At 66.6% G+C, this 15,006-nt stretch carries 13 protein-coding genes; 6 read left to right on the top strand and 7 right to left on the bottom strand.

Annotated elements, in window-relative coordinates; genetic code table 11:
- The first annotated feature begins 1 nt into the window (after position 1).
- Together ABZU75_RS26235 and ABZU75_RS26230 are read left to right on the top strand one after the other, a co-directional pair.
- The gene (locus ABZU75_RS26235) at positions 2–430 is read left to right on the top strand and encodes an acyl-CoA thioesterase (RefSeq protein WP_355559328.1); all 429 of its coding nucleotides are present in this window, start codon (positions 2–4) and stop codon (positions 428–430) included.
- A gap of 247 nt (positions 431–677) precedes the next feature.
- A complete protein-coding gene (locus tag ABZU75_RS26230; protein WP_355559326.1) occupies positions 678–2,042 on the top strand; it encodes a cytochrome P450 in 1,365 nt (454 codons plus the stop codon).
- A gap of 41 nt (positions 2,043–2,083) precedes the next feature.
- Here the strand turns inward: ABZU75_RS26230 and ABZU75_RS26225 are convergent, their stop codons facing one another.
- Positions 2,084–2,860 carry an AraC family transcriptional regulator gene (locus ABZU75_RS26225; protein WP_355559323.1) on the bottom strand — a complete coding sequence of 259 codons (777 nt, stop codon included), beginning with the start codon at positions 2,858–2,860 and terminating at the stop codon, positions 2,084–2,086.
- Between the two features lie 1,115 nt (positions 2,861–3,975).
- Between ABZU75_RS26225 and ABZU75_RS26220 the strand changes: the two genes are divergently transcribed.
- Together ABZU75_RS26220 and ABZU75_RS26215 are read left to right on the top strand one after the other, a co-directional pair.
- Positions 3,976–4,740 (top strand): 4'-phosphopantetheinyl transferase superfamily protein, encoded by a 765-nt coding sequence (locus tag ABZU75_RS26220; RefSeq protein WP_355559321.1) that lies wholly within the window; start codon positions 3,976–3,978, stop codon positions 4,738–4,740.
- A 107-nt stretch (positions 4,741–4,847) separates the two neighbouring features.
- A complete protein-coding gene (locus ABZU75_RS26215) occupies positions 4,848–4,970 on the top strand; it encodes a hypothetical protein (RefSeq protein WP_355559318.1) in 123 nt (40 codons plus the stop codon).
- Positions 4,971–5,298: 328 nt separating this feature from the next.
- Here the strand turns inward: ABZU75_RS26215 and ABZU75_RS26210 are convergent, their stop codons facing one another.
- The 6 genes from ABZU75_RS26210 to ABZU75_RS26185 form a co-directional block, all read right to left on the bottom strand.
- Positions 5,299–6,480, bottom strand: a complete 1,182-nt coding sequence (locus tag ABZU75_RS26210; RefSeq protein WP_355559315.1) for an acyl-CoA dehydrogenase family protein — start codon at positions 6,478–6,480, stop codon at positions 5,299–5,301.
- Between the two features lie 190 nt (positions 6,481–6,670).
- Positions 6,671–7,045, bottom strand: coding sequence for an SgcJ/EcaC family oxidoreductase (locus tag ABZU75_RS26205; protein WP_355559313.1), 375 nt, complete (start codon positions 7,043–7,045; stop codon positions 6,671–6,673).
- A 371-nt stretch (positions 7,046–7,416) separates the two neighbouring features.
- A complete protein-coding gene (locus ABZU75_RS26200; protein ID WP_355559311.1) occupies positions 7,417–8,229 on the bottom strand; it encodes a TIGR03084 family metal-binding protein in 813 nt (270 codons plus the stop codon).
- A gap of 106 nt (positions 8,230–8,335) precedes the next feature.
- Positions 8,336–8,530, bottom strand: coding sequence for a hypothetical protein (locus ABZU75_RS26195; protein ID WP_355559308.1), 195 nt, complete (start codon positions 8,528–8,530; stop codon positions 8,336–8,338).
- A gap of 2 nt (positions 8,531–8,532) precedes the next feature.
- The gene (locus ABZU75_RS26190) at positions 8,533–10,188 is read right to left on the bottom strand and encodes a GMC family oxidoreductase (RefSeq protein WP_355559306.1); all 1,656 of its coding nucleotides are present in this window, start codon (positions 10,186–10,188) and stop codon (positions 8,533–8,535) included.
- Positions 10,185–10,754 (bottom strand): DUF5987 family protein, encoded by a 570-nt coding sequence (locus tag ABZU75_RS26185; protein WP_355559303.1) that lies wholly within the window; start codon positions 10,752–10,754, stop codon positions 10,185–10,187. Before ABZU75_RS26185 ends, ABZU75_RS26190 begins: the two co-directional genes overlap by 4 nt.
- Before the next feature lie 593 nt (positions 10,755–11,347).
- Here ABZU75_RS26185 and ABZU75_RS26180 point away from each other — a divergent pair.
- Positions 11,348–13,060 carry an ABC transporter ATP-binding protein gene (locus ABZU75_RS26180; protein ID WP_355559300.1) on the top strand — a complete coding sequence of 571 codons (1,713 nt, stop codon included), beginning with the start codon at positions 11,348–11,350 and terminating at the stop codon, positions 13,058–13,060.
- Positions 13,057–14,952: an ABC transporter ATP-binding protein gene (locus tag ABZU75_RS26175; protein ID WP_355559297.1), complete on the top strand. Its 1,896-nt coding sequence runs from the start codon at positions 13,057–13,059 to the stop codon at positions 14,950–14,952. The genes ABZU75_RS26180 and ABZU75_RS26175 overlap by 4 nt, the downstream gene beginning before the upstream one ends.
- Positions 14,953–15,006 lie beyond the last annotated feature (54 nt).

Raw genomic sequence — 15,006 nt, 5'->3', positions numbered from 1 at the left:
CATGAGCAAGTACTTCGAATACACCCACACGGTGGGTTTCGAAGAGACCAACATCGTCGGCAACGTCTACTACGTCAATTATCTTCGCTGGCAGGGACGCTGCCGAGAGATGTTCCTGAAGGAACGGGCACCTGAGGTGCTCACCGATTTGCGAGACGACCTCAAGCTTTTCACGCTGAAGGTCGACTGTGAGTTCTTCACCGAGATCACAGCCTTCGACGAGTTGTCGATCAGGATGCGTCTGGTCGACCTCGCGCAGACCCAGGTCGAGTTCGGCTTCGACTATGTCCTGCTCGACGCCGGCGGAGCGGAGACACTCGTCGCCCGTGGCCGGCAGCGGGTGGCCTGCATGCGCGGGCCCAACACCCGCACGGTTCCGGCCAGGGTTCCCGAATCGCTGGTCAGGGCGCTCAAGCCGTACGCCTCGTAGACGCGGATCCAGACGGTGAGTCAGGAGATCACTGTGAACGTCCAGTCGGTTGGCCCTGGCACGATCACCGGTGCGCCGCCGCTCGATGGCACCGTCACCCGTTTCGGAGGTGGGTCACGACGCACCTAGATCACACGATCTTCATCGGAAAGGCGTCCTCCATAGACCGGCAGGGCGACCAAGACGCCCTGCCGGTCTACCGGCACACATTTCACCGACTGGCTTTCACGTGGAAAGAGGCGGAAGAATGACGGAATCCAGCCTGTCGCAGGCAGGGCATCTGGTGCCGCCGGGGCCCCCGCGCACGGCGGCGGCGGGCCTGTTCAGGAAGCTGGTGACAGATCGGCTCGCGTTGCTCACGTCGGCCGCGTCGAAGTACGGCGACGCGGTCCGGCTGGTCATCGGCCCCAAAACCCTCTACCTCTTCAATCACCCCGAGCACGCCAAGCACGTACTGGCCGACAACAGCGCCAACTACCGCAAGGGAATCGGCCTCACCGAAGCACGGCGGGCCATCGGCGACGGTCTGCTGACCAGCGAGGGCGAACTGTGGCGCAAGCAACGAAAGATCATCCAGCCGATGTTCCAGAGCCGGCGGATCGCCCAGCAGGCCGAGGTCGTCGCGGATGAGGCCGCGAAGCTGGTGAACCGGTTGCGCGCATACTCGGGCGGGAAGTCGATTGACGTGGTCCAGGAGATGACCGGGCTCACCCTCGGGGTGCTCGGCCGGACCCTGCTTGACGCCGAGCTGGACACCTTCGACTCGATCGGGCACTCCTTTGAGGCCGTCCAGGACCAGGCCATGTTCGACATGGTGTCGCTGAGCATGGTGCCGACGTGGGCGCCGCTCCCCAAGCAGTGGCGTTTCCGCAGGGCCCGCAAGGAGTTGTACCGGGTCGTCGACCATCTCGTGGCCGACCGCTTGGCGTGTTCCACCGATGGAGACGACGTCATATCCCGTCTGATCGCCTCAACCCGCCAGGAGGCCGACGCGCGCGTCGGCCGGCAGCGCATGCGCGATGAGCTGGTGACACTGCTGCTCGCCGGACATGAGACGACGGCGAGCACGTTGTCGTGGGCCTTCCACCTCCTTGACCGGCACCCGGAGGTGCGGGCCCGATTGCGGGAGGAGGCCGTGGAAGTGCTCGGGAACCGGCCGCCGGACGCCGATGATCTTCACCGACTGAAGTACACCACGATGGTCGTGCATGAGGTCATGCGCCTTTATCCACCGGTGTGGGCCCTGCCTCGACTGGCCCGGCAGGACGACGAGATCGGCGGCTATCACGTACCCGCCGGCGCCGATGTCATGATCAGCCCGTACACGCTGCACCGGCATCCGGACTTCTGGAATGACCCCGACCGGTTCGATCCCGACCGGTTCGATCCCGACCGCCAGGGGAACCGGCCGCGATACGCCTATATCCCGTTCGGCGCCGGTCCCCGGTTCTGCATCGGCAACCACCTCGGCCTAGTGGAGGCCACATTCGTGATCGCCATGGTCACCCGCGATCTTCACCTGGTCGGCGTGCCCGGGTATGACGTGGTCCCGGAGGCCATGCTGTCCCTGCGGGTGCGCGGTGGACTGCCGATGACCGTGCACGAACTGTGAACCGGACGGTGGTTGAGCCGCCTGTGCGTTCGAATAGCGGCCTATCCGAGTTTCGCAGGTGAGCAGGTGGCGGCCATCGGGAGCACGTCCCGCAACGTGAGAAGTACCGGGGGGTCGAAGGGATGCATGGGCCTCAGCCGGAGATCGACGAATCGCGTGTCGTTGTCGGAGGAGACGATGATGGGGCCGCCATACCCGATGTAGAGCGCCTCGTCCCCGCCCGGCGGGTGGTCAACGGCGTCCGCCCTGTCGGCGATGATGGACTGCCCCATCAGGTGCCAGTTACCCGCGGGGACGTTCGACAGCGTGTAGGGGCCGGGCCTGCGCAGCACCACGTGACTTATCGGCTGTCCTTCGAGGATCCGGCCAGGGAACAACCCGATGAAGACGGGTTGGTCCTCCAGGGGAGATAAGACGGTGCCGCAGACGGTCGTCGCCCCAAGGGCAGACAGGTCTGAACCGTCACCCCAGAAAGGCACGGGTACGATGCCATCGCTCTGACGGTAGCCGGTCGGCGGGATCCCGACACTGCTGGTGAACCGTGAACTGAAGGTGCCCACACTGGAGTATCCGACACGGTGGCTGATGTCCGTGACGGTCAGCGAGGTCGAGGAGAGGAGCCGCTTGGCCTCCTGAAGGCGTACCGCGGACAGAAATCGCCCAGGGGAAAGCCCGGTGACCCGTTGGAAGACACGGGAGAAGTGGAACTTGCTGAACATCGCCGTTCTGGCCAGGTCGTCGATGGTGAGTTGTTCACTGAAGTTCTCGTACATGCTCCGGACGACCCGCAGAACGGCCTGCTCGATCTCTTTTTCCATTATTCCTGCCGAGCTAAGATAGTTTTAGGAATCGATACCGCAGCCGTGGCTTGCAGGGGAAAAGAAGAACAGAGGCTTCTCGGAGAACCGGCCCCCAAAGGTCCGACCTACTCCCAGACAGGCATCAGGTGTTGGTGGTCCATCTCGCACCCGGCGGCCAAGTCTGTCGATGGGGATTAACCCTCGCCTGCCCGAAGAATAGTTCTCACTCGTCCGGGCTGTCGGCTGATCGCTGTACGGATCGCAATGCGACGCCTTGACACTGAGGCTTCATCTGGATGCTCGATGAATCGCCTCGAGTCTTCCACTCTCCGAACGGTATCGCTGATGATGTTTTCAGGTGCTGACGGCTATGAATTCAAATACTCAGTCCGGGTACGTTGGACGGCCCCCGGTGAAACACTGCCACCCGCAGTCGACAGCGGGGCCGGGCAACGCGACGGGCAATGCTGACAGGTCGGCAAAGAAACGGTATTTGTTGTTGGCGAACGTACATCCATCGCGGATCTCCGTACCGCCTCGAAGCCGGCAAGTATGGCAGGAGACCGGTTCGGTCGTGGCGGTTGAGATTCTCACTAAGGGCGCCCTCCGGTGCCACATAAACCTCGCAACCGAGTGACACCTGGATGCCTGAGGCAAACCGGGCCGCCAGTTCGTACGGAAAATCGCAATATGCGATAACGAATCAGGCGGGCGGAGAGTTTACCCTGGCCAAGGGGCCTGAAAGTCATCAGGTCGGTTTTTGTCACGAGAGTTCCCCTCGGGTCAAGTTGATGTCCCAGCCAAAACACCTGATATTATGCCACAAGGCGTGGACCAAAAGGCGTTCACCGATGCCATCGTCGGCGGTCCTGGAAGGCGTTTCCGCTTCACCCGAACACGTCCACTGGGGGACGGAGCCACATCGCATCTGACGACATGGTCACCGCACGCTTGCCTATTAGTCATCATCCGCCAGATGGACATCGAATCCCCCAAAAAGGGGATGTTCTTACATTGCGCGGTCGGCTAGGTCTCGATCGTCGCGGGAGCGGCGGTCGGCGCGATCAGCTCGACCGTTCGCCACATCCCGCCCGGTCTCCCGTCCTTGACCGCCCTGTTCAGGAAGGCTCGTCATGACCGCCCCCTTCCAGCGGTCCCCGGACGCGGCGCTCCTCCAGGCTGCCGAATGTCACGTCTGGTGGGCCGACCCACGCGACCACCCCATTGACACCATTGCCCGCGTCCTGAGCCCCACCGAACAGGATCGAGCCGCACGCTACCGCCGCGAAGGGGACAGGCACCGTTTCATCACCGGCGGCTGGTTGTTGCGCACCGCCGCTGCCACCTACCTGGGTGTCAGCCCGGCTGCCGTGCCTGTCATCCGCTCATGCCCTCGATGTAACAAACCCCACGGTAAACCCCAGGTCACCCATACCGGTCTCCACGTATCGGTCTCCCACGCCGGCAACCGCGTCGCCGTCGCTCTGAGCACCGCCGGTCCTGTCGGGGTCGATGTGGAGGCCATTCCCACCACTCCCCCGGAGGAACTGTCCCGCCGCGCCCTGTCCTCTGCCGAGCGGGCGGCCCTGGCGGACCTTCCCGCCCACGCCCAGAACGCCGCCTTCATCCGCTTATGGGTCTGCAAGGAGGCCGCGCTCAAGGCAACCGGCCATGGTCTGAGCATTCCTCCTGGTCAGGTCCATATCAGCTACCCCCACACCAACCCCGCTCTGGTCAGCTGGCCCTTGAGGGACACCCCACCCGGCAATGTCCGGCTCCACCTGCTCAAGCCCGTTCCCGGCTATCACGCCGCCGTCGCGATCATCTCTACCGAGACGGTCACCATCACAGAGATCACCGCCTGCCCCACCGGCGCGCGGCCGGGGCCGCCCCAGTGATCTACAAGTCGGTCTCCAGTGCCGGCCCCTGGCCTCATCCCGCGCCCTCTCACCAGGCGCGACAGGGCCAAGCCCCGGGCACGTGAGCAACGCTGAGGAGAGAGATCTTGACGGGGTCCAGGAACGGCCAGAAGATCGCCGACGCGCGGGGCGCCAAATGCCTGCCCGGCGGATCGACCACACTCGACCTGGAGGCGTTGCCCGAGTCGCTCGGCGACCTCACCACCTGACCGAGCTCAGTCCGCATGGTAAGCCTTCCTCCTCCGACGGCCAGGCGCCGGCCACCGCCTCTCATCGGTGTCCGAAGGGCGAGGCGTTCGGTCACCCCACGTGCATCAACGCGCCGGCTTCATCCCAACGGTCACCTGCTCGCCCCTCAGCTCACGTTTCCGGCAGAGCCGGGTTCCGGTACCTCCATCGGAACCCGGCCCACGGCGAACAGGCGCCCCGCTAGTGCGCTCTGTCCAGGAATCCTCACCGGCTTCCCAGGTGATCCGAGTCGAGGCCGTCTCTGAGGCCCTCGTCGTCGGCCCTCGGTGAACGTGGGCGGTCACCGCACTAGATGTAGTGGGTGTTGGGTTCCAAACCGCAGAGAACTCGCCCGTACAGCTCGAAATTGGTGTTCGGGTGCATGATGGCGTGGAGGTTGATGGCCTGGATATCGCGTTCGATCCGCTGGATCGGCACGGTGTTGTAAATCGACGATCCGCCGCTCGCCGTATTGAGGATGTCCACCGCCTCCTTCGCGCGCAGGCACACGGCTCCTAGGTCGAGACGGACTCGAGCGCGCTCCTCCATCGTCCACAGCTCCCCGGTGGAGCTTCTGGTGTCCAGCATGTTCACCGTGCGATAAGCGTGGAACTCCGCTTCATCGATCTTCATCATCGCTTCCGCGACCTGAAGATGAGTGAGCGGTGCCTCGCTCTGGTTCTCGTAGCCGGTGTAGGTGATCTTTCGCCCTGGCAGACGCTCGAAGAAGGCGTCTTTGGCGGCCTTGGCCAGACCGAGTGCAACCGCACCGGCCATCGCGGAGGCGTTCGGTGTGAACGGCGCCTGGTAGATCGGGGAAGTCGCGTTCAGCTTCGAGGAGTGTTGTCCCTGGAGCGCCGGTGCCATCGGCAGGACACGCCGCTGGGGAATGAACACGTCCTTCGCGACGGTGGTGACACTGCCCGAGCCACGAAGGCCCGCCGTGTGCCAGTCGTCGACGACCTCCAGGTCGGACAGCGGGATAGCTGTCACGATCGGCTCGTATCCACCTTCTGGAAGGGCCAGGAGCGCCGCGTTCGCGTTCCAGTGGCTATGCAGGGATCCCGTGTTGAACGACCACTTCCCGTTGAGGACGACACCACCCTCGGTGGGGACGGCGATGGCGGTCGGGCTCAGGATCCCGCTCACCCGGACGTCGGAGGTGGCGAAGATCTCCTCTTGCACCTCGTCCGGGAACAGGCCGGCTATCCAGCTGTTGATCGCCCAGACGGCGACCGTCCACGCCGTCGAGCCGTCACCCCGCCCGAGCTCGGAGATCACCTCGACCACGGTGCCCATATCGGACTCGTAGCCACCGTGACGGGCGGGCACCCTCATCCTCAGAATACCGGCGTCGGTCAGCGCCTCAATCGAGTCTTCGGGCAGACGCCTGTTCTCCTCCCCCCAGAGAGCGTTCTTCTGAAGAAGGGGCACTAAATTCGACGCGCGGGAGACGAGTTCTTCCCTTGACGGTGCCGCGGAGGTATCCATCAGATCCTTTCTGGAAAACAGCGGTCGAGCCGGCGGCCGTTTCCGATTCTCACAGCCCAACCTTGACATCTCATTGTTTGGTGCCACCTCCAGCGGGAAATCCATTCTGATCTCGCCGTTGAGGAAGGCGATCCGGTGTTTGCGAGAGTCCTTCGAGAACCGGACCCTGCGACAACCCCTCAAACACCCTTCAAGAAACGCCGATGGGAGTGTTCTGATAAGCGGCGATGAGCCATTCCCCGTCCTGCTTGGACAGCACCCACATGGCCCGGACCGCACGCTCGGGCGCGACCTCCGTCTCGCCTGGGGCCAGCACACCGCCCTGTGTGATCAGCACACCGGCGCTGTCACCGAGGAACGTGGCCGAGATCGGCTCGCCGTACACCCGGGTTCCCCGGTACGGGCCGGAGTAGCCGGCCGCCATGAACGAGCGGATCCCCTCGCGGCCCTTCACGAAGACATCGCCGGGCAGGATCATGGTTCCGTCCTCGGCGAAGACCTCGGCGAAGGCGTCGGCGTCGTTCTGTGCCCACGCGGCCATGATGCGCTGCGGGACCGCACGCACGGCAGCCTCGTCAGGGGAAAGGGGCGATGAGGAGTTACTGGAGGGCATGCTGCATCCCTTCTTGTCGGGTGGAAGAACATGAGATCACCGGGAGTCGGCCACGGGCGTCCCGGCACCGGCTGAATCGCCGACTCTCACCTTGACATCTTCATTCTCGAAGCTTCGCGACGCATCTCCCCGATTGCGCTCCCACCCCGGCCCCCGACCGGGCCCGGCACAGAGGGGGCAGGGCCCTGGCGCATCGAGGATTCGTCCGGGTTTGCTTTCTTCGGCACGGCCGGGGATGAGGCACAGGTCAGATACGGCGCGAGTCGTACGCCCCAGGCGCGACCAGGAGCCGGACAGCGGCCTGGGTTTCTGGAACGCCACGCTCAGTGACTCGCCGCAGGGCGGGGTGCGAACTGTCCCGGGACACGTCCGGCCCCGGCCGGCCCGCGGTACGCCTGGGCGATGTCCAGCCAGTGATCGGCCTCGGCGCCGACGGCGACGAGCTCGAGGTCGTCGCGGTGCCGGCGCCTGGTCACGAGCAGGCAGAAATCGACGGCGGGACCGGTGATCCTCTGCTCCGCGTCCGCCGGACCGTACTCCCACAGCTCACCGGAGGGTGCGGTGAGCTCGAATCTGAACTGGACGTCCGATGGGGGCAGGCCACGCGCCAGGTATCCGAAGTCCTTGGTCAACACAGCGAACACGACCAGGTGCTTGATTCGATCGGTCCGTTCCGGCCTCACCCCGAGCGTGTCGGCGATGTCCTGTCCATGGGCGAACTGCTCCATGATCCCAGCACAGGCGAGGACGATCGGCGGCAGCGGATTGACCAGCCAGGGCACCACCTGACCCGCCGGGACAGCGGCCAGCGCCTTGACCACCGCCTCGCGCTCCGCACGCCACCGTCCGAGCAGGACCTCCGGGGAGTCGGCAGCGTAGTCGGCGAGCGCGGCGTTCACAGCGCCATCGAAGTCCTCTGCCGCCTCGGCGGTCATGACCTTGAAGGCATCCGGGTCGGAGGCCGCCGTACCCGCCAGCCTGAAGATGAAAGCCAGGTGGGCGATCTGGTTCGCGATCGTCCATCCCGGCGCGGGGGTGGGCAGGCTCCACAGATGCGGTTCGAGACCAGCCACCAGATCGTCGATTTCGCCTCCGTCCAGAGTCAGGTCCCTGAGTACTTCTTCCAGCTCGGTCATGCGCCTGTCCTCTCGTCCAAGGATCGAAGCTCTTCATCGCTCCCGGTGGACCAAGCATTCTCGGACGGAGATGCCCTGTCTTCTTCGGACGTGCCTTTCCGCCTTATCAGGGGAGCACGGGAGTGGCCTGTTCCGGCGCCCAGCCGTCCATCTCGCGTACCGCTGCCAGGCTCGCGGAGTGACGCGCCACCGCCTCCCGCGACCGGCTCGCCCGCGCCCATCCGGCGATCGCCACGCCATGGCTTCCACTCTTCCAGCCCGACGACCAGCCCGGCATCATCCGGGTGGGTGTCTCGCCCATCGTCACCCACGCGACAGGGGCGGCAGCAGCGGCGCCACGCCACGCCTGCCGGCGCTGGCACCGTCCGGCGCCGGCGCACCGTACCTGACGTCCACGCCGCGCGAACGCGCGGCCTCGACGATGCCGGGAACCGCGCGTTCGGCGAGCGCGGCGATGGTCATCGCCGGATTGACCGTCAGCGCCCCCGGTACCGCCGAGCCGTCGGTGACGAAGATGCCGGGATGCCCCCGTAGCTCATGCCGGTCGTCCAGGGCGGAGGTGTGCGGGTCGTCGCCGATACGGCAGGAGGCCAGTGGGTGCACGGTGTAGGCGCCGACCACATCGTTGGTCCACGGTGTCACCGTGGCCAGTCCGTCGCGTTCCAGGATGTCCTTCACCTCGGCGTCCGCAGCGGCCCAACCACGCAGTGTGTTGGGGGTCGGGTCGTACTTGAGCCGGCCGATACCGAGCATCTGCTGCGAGAGCCGATCAGCGTTGCCTCGCGCGGGGGGCGGGCCGAACACGCCCTCGTTGTCGTCCTCGGTCATCTGAAAGATGATCAGCCACGAGCGCCAGCGTTTGAGAAGTTCCTTCTTCTCCACGCCGAACCAGCTCGGGCCGACCGCGTCGGGCACCTGGGCCAGGATGGTGCCCAGGCCCGGCGGGAAGTAAAGCTGCTCCAGGGAGAAACGCGAGTATTCGGGCAAAGAACCATCCAGATGGTCCCAGTTCGCCACGACCGGCCCTTTGCCGATCTGGTTGCCCTCGTAGGCCAGACCGTCGCCACGACTCAGGCCGAGCACCTCGCGGACGCGGTCCTCGTTCAGTACGGCGGTGTTGAGGCGCTCGCCGTTGCCGGAGAAATAGCGGCCAACGGCATGCGGCATCTTGCCGAGCGTGACCTCGCTGCGCTGGAGGATCACGGGAGTGGCACCGGCGCCGGCCGCGAGGACGACGATCTTCGCGTCGATCGTTCCGTTCCCGGTCTCCACCCGGTAGTCGTCGTCGTCGATGACACTGTAGTGAACCCGATAGTCGCCTCCGTCGGTCCGCGCGATGAACTGGACCTCGTGCAGGGGGCGGATCTCGGCCCCGTGGGCCAGGGCCGCGGGCAGATAGTTGAGCAACAGGGACCGCTTGGCGTCGAAACGGCAGCCGGCCATCATCCAGTTGCAGTTCACGCACTTGCTCATGTCGACGGCGGCCGGGACGGGATTGGCCGTGCGGCCCGCATGGTCGCATGCGGCCGCCCACAGCCCTCCGGCATAGGTGACGTCGTTCCAGTCCGGTTTGGCGATGGGGATCGCCTCGGCCACCCGGTCGTACCAGGGGTCAAGGAGGTCGCGACTGATGGTCTGCGGCCACATGCGCCGGCCGATGCCACCGTGGCGCTCGAAGACGAAGCGGGGGGCCCGGGGCATCGCGGCGAAGTAGACGACGCTGCCGCCACCCACGCAGTTACCGCCGAGGACGCTCATCCCGTCCCCCACCACGAAATCGAACGCTCGCGTGTAGGACGAGCCGAGTTTGAAATCGTGGTCGAAGTCCTTACCGGTCAGCCATGGGCCACGCTCCAGCACCACCACCTTCGCGCCGCCGGCGGCCAGGTGGTAGGCCGTGATCGCGCCGCCGAAACCGCTGCCGATCACCAGGACGTCGGTGCGTTCCGTACTGGTCATGCGGGGCTCCCTGAAGGGGTCGTGTCCGGGTGCGGATCGGCCAGTTTCCTGCCGTAGGAGTACTCGGGGAACCGCCACAGACCGTCTGCGTCAGGCTTTTCAAGGCCCAGTGTCATCAGCCCCGGATGCCCCGCGGCGATCGCGTCGGAGGTGCTCATGTGCGCGGCCGAGTCGAAGGCCATGTAGCTGAACAACGCGAGGCTGATCCAGAGTTCCTTCTCCGGGTGCTCCGGGGCGGTCAGGATCTGCACCAGCGCGGTGCGGTGGCCGAAGTCCAACGCGACGAACGGCGGGACCTCATCGTCGACGACCAGACCTCGCTCGACCGCGTAGGCACACGCGTGGTCGTTCATCGCCCGGGCGAAGTCATCCAACCCGGCGGTGATCCCGGTCGCGTCCCACTCCAGCAGCCTGATGGCTCCGGCCGCCACGGCACCACCGCCGGTGGTGGCACCGGCCACGGCCCGGTCGTCGGGCGACCTCTTCTCGCCGGGGAGGATCGTATCGGCGAACGCCTCAAGCGTCATCGTCCGGGCCTGCTCTTCGTCCAGGGTGGGCAACAGCATGCATATCCTCGTGCGTCTGAAACGGCTCTGGTCCACCTCATCGTCCAGAGCGGACCGGGCACACCGCATCTTCTGATATGCGGTTCGATCGGCACCCACCGCTCATCGGTCAGATCAAAAGGGGTGAGAATCGTTGTCGCGTCATGCTGAGATCTAAACGAGGCAACCGCCTGGTCTCACCGCGCCGAGCGCGAGCCGGACACCGTGATGAAGCCATCACATCCCATAGCCGCTTGACACAAACGGCCATGGGATGTCTGACCTGGGGGTTACATCATGAAGACCGTCAGATCAGTTGCTGACGCCGTACTCGGGCACGGAAACTGAATGGTCGCCCGCGCCGTGCGGGTGAGGGTGATCCGACGGGGCGTCCACCTGGAACGGTGGTGCGGGAGAACGGTTGAGCGGGGATGGGCCTCCGGTTCGCCATGCCCTCGAGCGGCGATCACCTGGCGTGAGCACCGTGAGGAGCGTGCCGCCTGTTGATGCCTCCTGATACTTCGGACACAGAAATCCCGGACACGGAAACAGAGTCCCGAACCCGACAGTCCCCACCCCTCCCCCGCCTCCGCGGGGCCCGCTCCCTGTGGCGGTTGAAGTCCTATCTGCGCCCCTACGCCACCCGCCTGGTCGTCGTCTGGGTGCCGGCCTTCGCCGCGGTCGGGATCGGCATCACCATCCCGCTGATCGGCAGAGAGATCATCGACGGCCCCGTCGCCCGGGGTGACAGCGAGGCACTGCTCCCCCTCGCACTGCTCGCCCTGGGGCTGGGCATGACCGAGGCGCTGCTCGTCTTCCTGCGGCGGTGGCTGCTGGCCGACGCGGTCCTGGGCCTGGAGACCAGCATCCGCGACGATTTCTACAGCCACCTGCAGCGGCTGCCGATGGGTTTTCACGCCTCCTGGCAGTCGGGCCAGCTGCTGTCCCGGGCGACGACCGACCTGTCGGCCATCCGGCGTTTTCTCGGCTTCGGCCTGCTCTTCCTCGTCCTGGTCACCGTCCAGATCGTGACGGTGACCGGGCTGCTGCTCCGTATGTACTGGCCGCTCGGGCTGCTGGTCGTCGTCTCTGCGGTGCCGATCGTGCTCACCTCGCTGCACTTCGAGCGCAGGTACATCCTCATCTCCCGCCGGGTCCAGGACGAGCAGGGCGACCTCGCCACCGTCGTCGAGGAGTCGGCGGCCGGCATCCGGACGATCAAGGCGTTCGGCCGCGGCCGGCATGTCTCGGGGATCTTCGAGGAGGGAGCGGTGAAGATCTACGGGACCTCGATGGAGAAGGTCCGCCTGTCCGCGAGGTTCTTCACCTTTCTTGAGGTGATCCCGAACATCACCCTCGCGCTCGTGCTGCTGCTCGGCGCCCTGGCGGTCGGCTCCGGCACCCTGACGCTGGGCACGCTGGTGGCCTTCGCCACCCTGATGCTGCAACTGGTCTGGCCCATCTCGGCGCTCGGCTTCATTCTGACCACGGGCCAGGAGGCGATGACCGCGGCGGACCGGGTGATGGAGGTGCTCGACACCGAACCGGAGATCGTCGGGGGCACCCGCGTGATCGAGCGGCCCCGCGGACACCTGCGTTTCGAGGGCACGGGGTTCCGCTTCCCCGGCGCCGCCGGGCCGGTGCTTCACGATGTCTGGCTGGAGGTGCGACCGGGGGAGACGGTGGCGGTCGTGGGCGCGACGGGGTCGGGCAAGACCACCCTGACCTCCCTGGTACCGCGACTGTACGACGTGAGCACGGGCCGGATCACGATCGACGGCGTCGACGTCCGCGACCTGCCGCTGCCCGAGCTGCGCTCGCTGGTCGCCACCGCCTTCGAGGAGCCGACGCTGTTCTCGATGAGCGTCAGGGAGAACCTCACGCTGGGGCGGCACGACGCGACCGAGGAGGAGATCGCGGCCGCGCTGCGGATCGCCCAGGCCGGATTCGCGTACAAGCTGCCGTGGGGCCTGGAGACCAGGATCGGCGAGCAGGGCATGTCCCTGTCCGGCGGCCAGCGCCAGCGGCTCGCACTGGCCAGGGCGGTTCTCAGCCGTCCCAGGATCCTCGTGCTGGACGACACCCTGTCGGCCCTGGACGTCGAGACCGAGGCCTTGGTCGAGCAGGCGCTGCGGCACGTACTGCGCGAGGCGACCGGCATAGTCGTCGCCCACCGGGCCTCCACGGTGCTGCTCGCCGACCGGGTGGCCCTGCTGCTGGACGGCACGATCGCGCACGTCGGCCGGCACCACGAGCTCATGGCGAGCGTGCCCGAATACCGCGCGCTGCTGTCCGCCGACCCCGACGCGGAGGAGGCACGGCTGTGAGCGGCACGACTCCCCCGGCGGAGACCTCCGCGAAGATCCCGGCAGAGACCGAGAACGGCTCCCGGGAGTGGCGCGGGGTCGCCGCCGAGAACCAGGACGAGTTGTCGGAACAGGTGTCGTTCCTGCTGCGCAGCAGGTCCAGGCGGCTGCTGGGTGAGCTGCTGCGCCCGTACCGCAGGAAGATCGTCCTGCTTGTCGCGATCATCGTGACCTGCAACGTCGCCTCGCTCGCCATCCCCTACCTGGTCAAGGTGGGCATCGACGCGGGCATCCCGCCGATGGTCGCGGGCGCGGGGCCGGGGACGCTGGTGACCGTCGTCTCGGCGATCCTGGCCGCGGCGGTCATCCAGCTGGTGACCCGGCAGGTGTTCCTCAGGATGGCCGGACGCATCGGCCAGAGCATCCTGCTGGAGCTGCGGCGACGGGTCTTCCGCCACTTCCAGAGGCTGTCGCTGTCGTTTCACGACGACTACACCTCGGGCCGGGTCGTCTCCCGCCTCACCTCCGACATCGACGCCATCTCCGAGATGCTCCAATCGGGCTTCGACGATCTCGTCACCGCCGTGCTGACGCTGGTCGGCACGGCGGTCCTGCTGCTCGTCCTGGACGTCCACCTCGGCGTGGTCGCGCTGCTGCCGCTGCCGGTCCTGGCGCTGTTCACCAATTGGTTCCGGCGGCAGTCGAGCATCGTCTACCGCAGGACCCGGGAGGCCGTGGCCCTGGTGATCGTCCATTTCGTGGAGTCGATGGCCGGCATGCGCGCGGTCCAGGCGTTCCGCAGGGAGCCTCGCAACCAGACGATCTTCGCCCAGCTGAACGCCGACTACCGGGCCGCCAACCTGCGGGGCTCACAGCTGATCGCGGTCTTCTCCCCGGGCGTCAAGCTGATCGGGAACGTGACGGTCGCGGCGGTCCTGCTCTACGGCGGCATGCTGGCGATCCAGGGCGGGGTCACGGTGGGCGTGCTGGCCGCGTTCCTGCTCTACCTGCGCCAGTTCTACGAGCCCATGCAGGAGATCTCGCAGTTCTATAACACGTTCCAGTCGGCGGGGGCGGCGCTGGAGAAGCTCTCCGGCGTGCTGCAGGAGCGCCCCTCGGTGGCCGAGCCCGGCGACCCGGTGATCCTAGAGCGCCCACGCGGCCGGGTCGAGTTCCAGCACGTGGAGTTCTCCTACCTGGACGGCACCCCGGTACTGCCCCGGCTGGACCTGGTGGTCCCCGCCGGGCAGACCGTGGCCCTGGTCGGCACCACCGGGGCGGGCAAGACCACGCTGGCGAAACTGGTCGCCAGGTTCTACGACCCGGTGGCGGGGCGGGTGCTGCTGGACGGGATCGACCTGCGCGACCTCGGCGAGGAGTCACGGCACGCCGCGATCGTCCTGGTGACACAGGAGAACTTCCTGTTCAGCGGTTCGGTGGCGGACAACATCAGGTTCGGCCGGCCGGGCGCGAGCATGACCGACGTGGTGGCCGCGGCCCGGTCGATCGGCGCCGACGCGTTCGTCTCGGCGCTTCCCGAGGGGTACGACACCCAGGTCGGCAAGCAGGGTGGCCGGCTGTCGGCCGGGCAGCGGCAGCTGGTGGCGTTCGCCAGGGCGTTTCTGGCCGACCCCGCGGTGCTGATCCTCGACGAGGCGACGTCCAGTCTGGACGTCGCCGGCGAGCGGCTGGTGCAGCGGGCGATGCAGACGATCCTGGCGGACCGGACCGCCCTGATCATCGCGCACCGCCTGTCGACCGTCGAGATCGCCGACCGGGTGCTGGTGATGGACGGCGGCAGGATCGTCGAGGACGGCCCACCGGGCGAGCTCGCCGGACGGGCGGGCCGCTACGCCGGCCTGCACCGCGCCTGGCTCGACAGCATCTCCGACCGCCGGGACCTTCCCGGCTGACCCGTCCGCCCGTGCCGGGAGGCCGGTGGTGCGGTGGCCCGGTACCGGGCCACC

It is taken from the genome of Streptosporangium sp. NPDC005286, from assembly GCF_040607515.1.
GTDB lineage: Bacteria > Actinomycetota > Actinomycetes > Streptosporangiales > Streptosporangiaceae > Streptosporangium.
The sequence above is the reverse complement of the archived record's forward strand: the minus strand, read 5'-3'. Positions and strand labels throughout refer to the sequence as shown.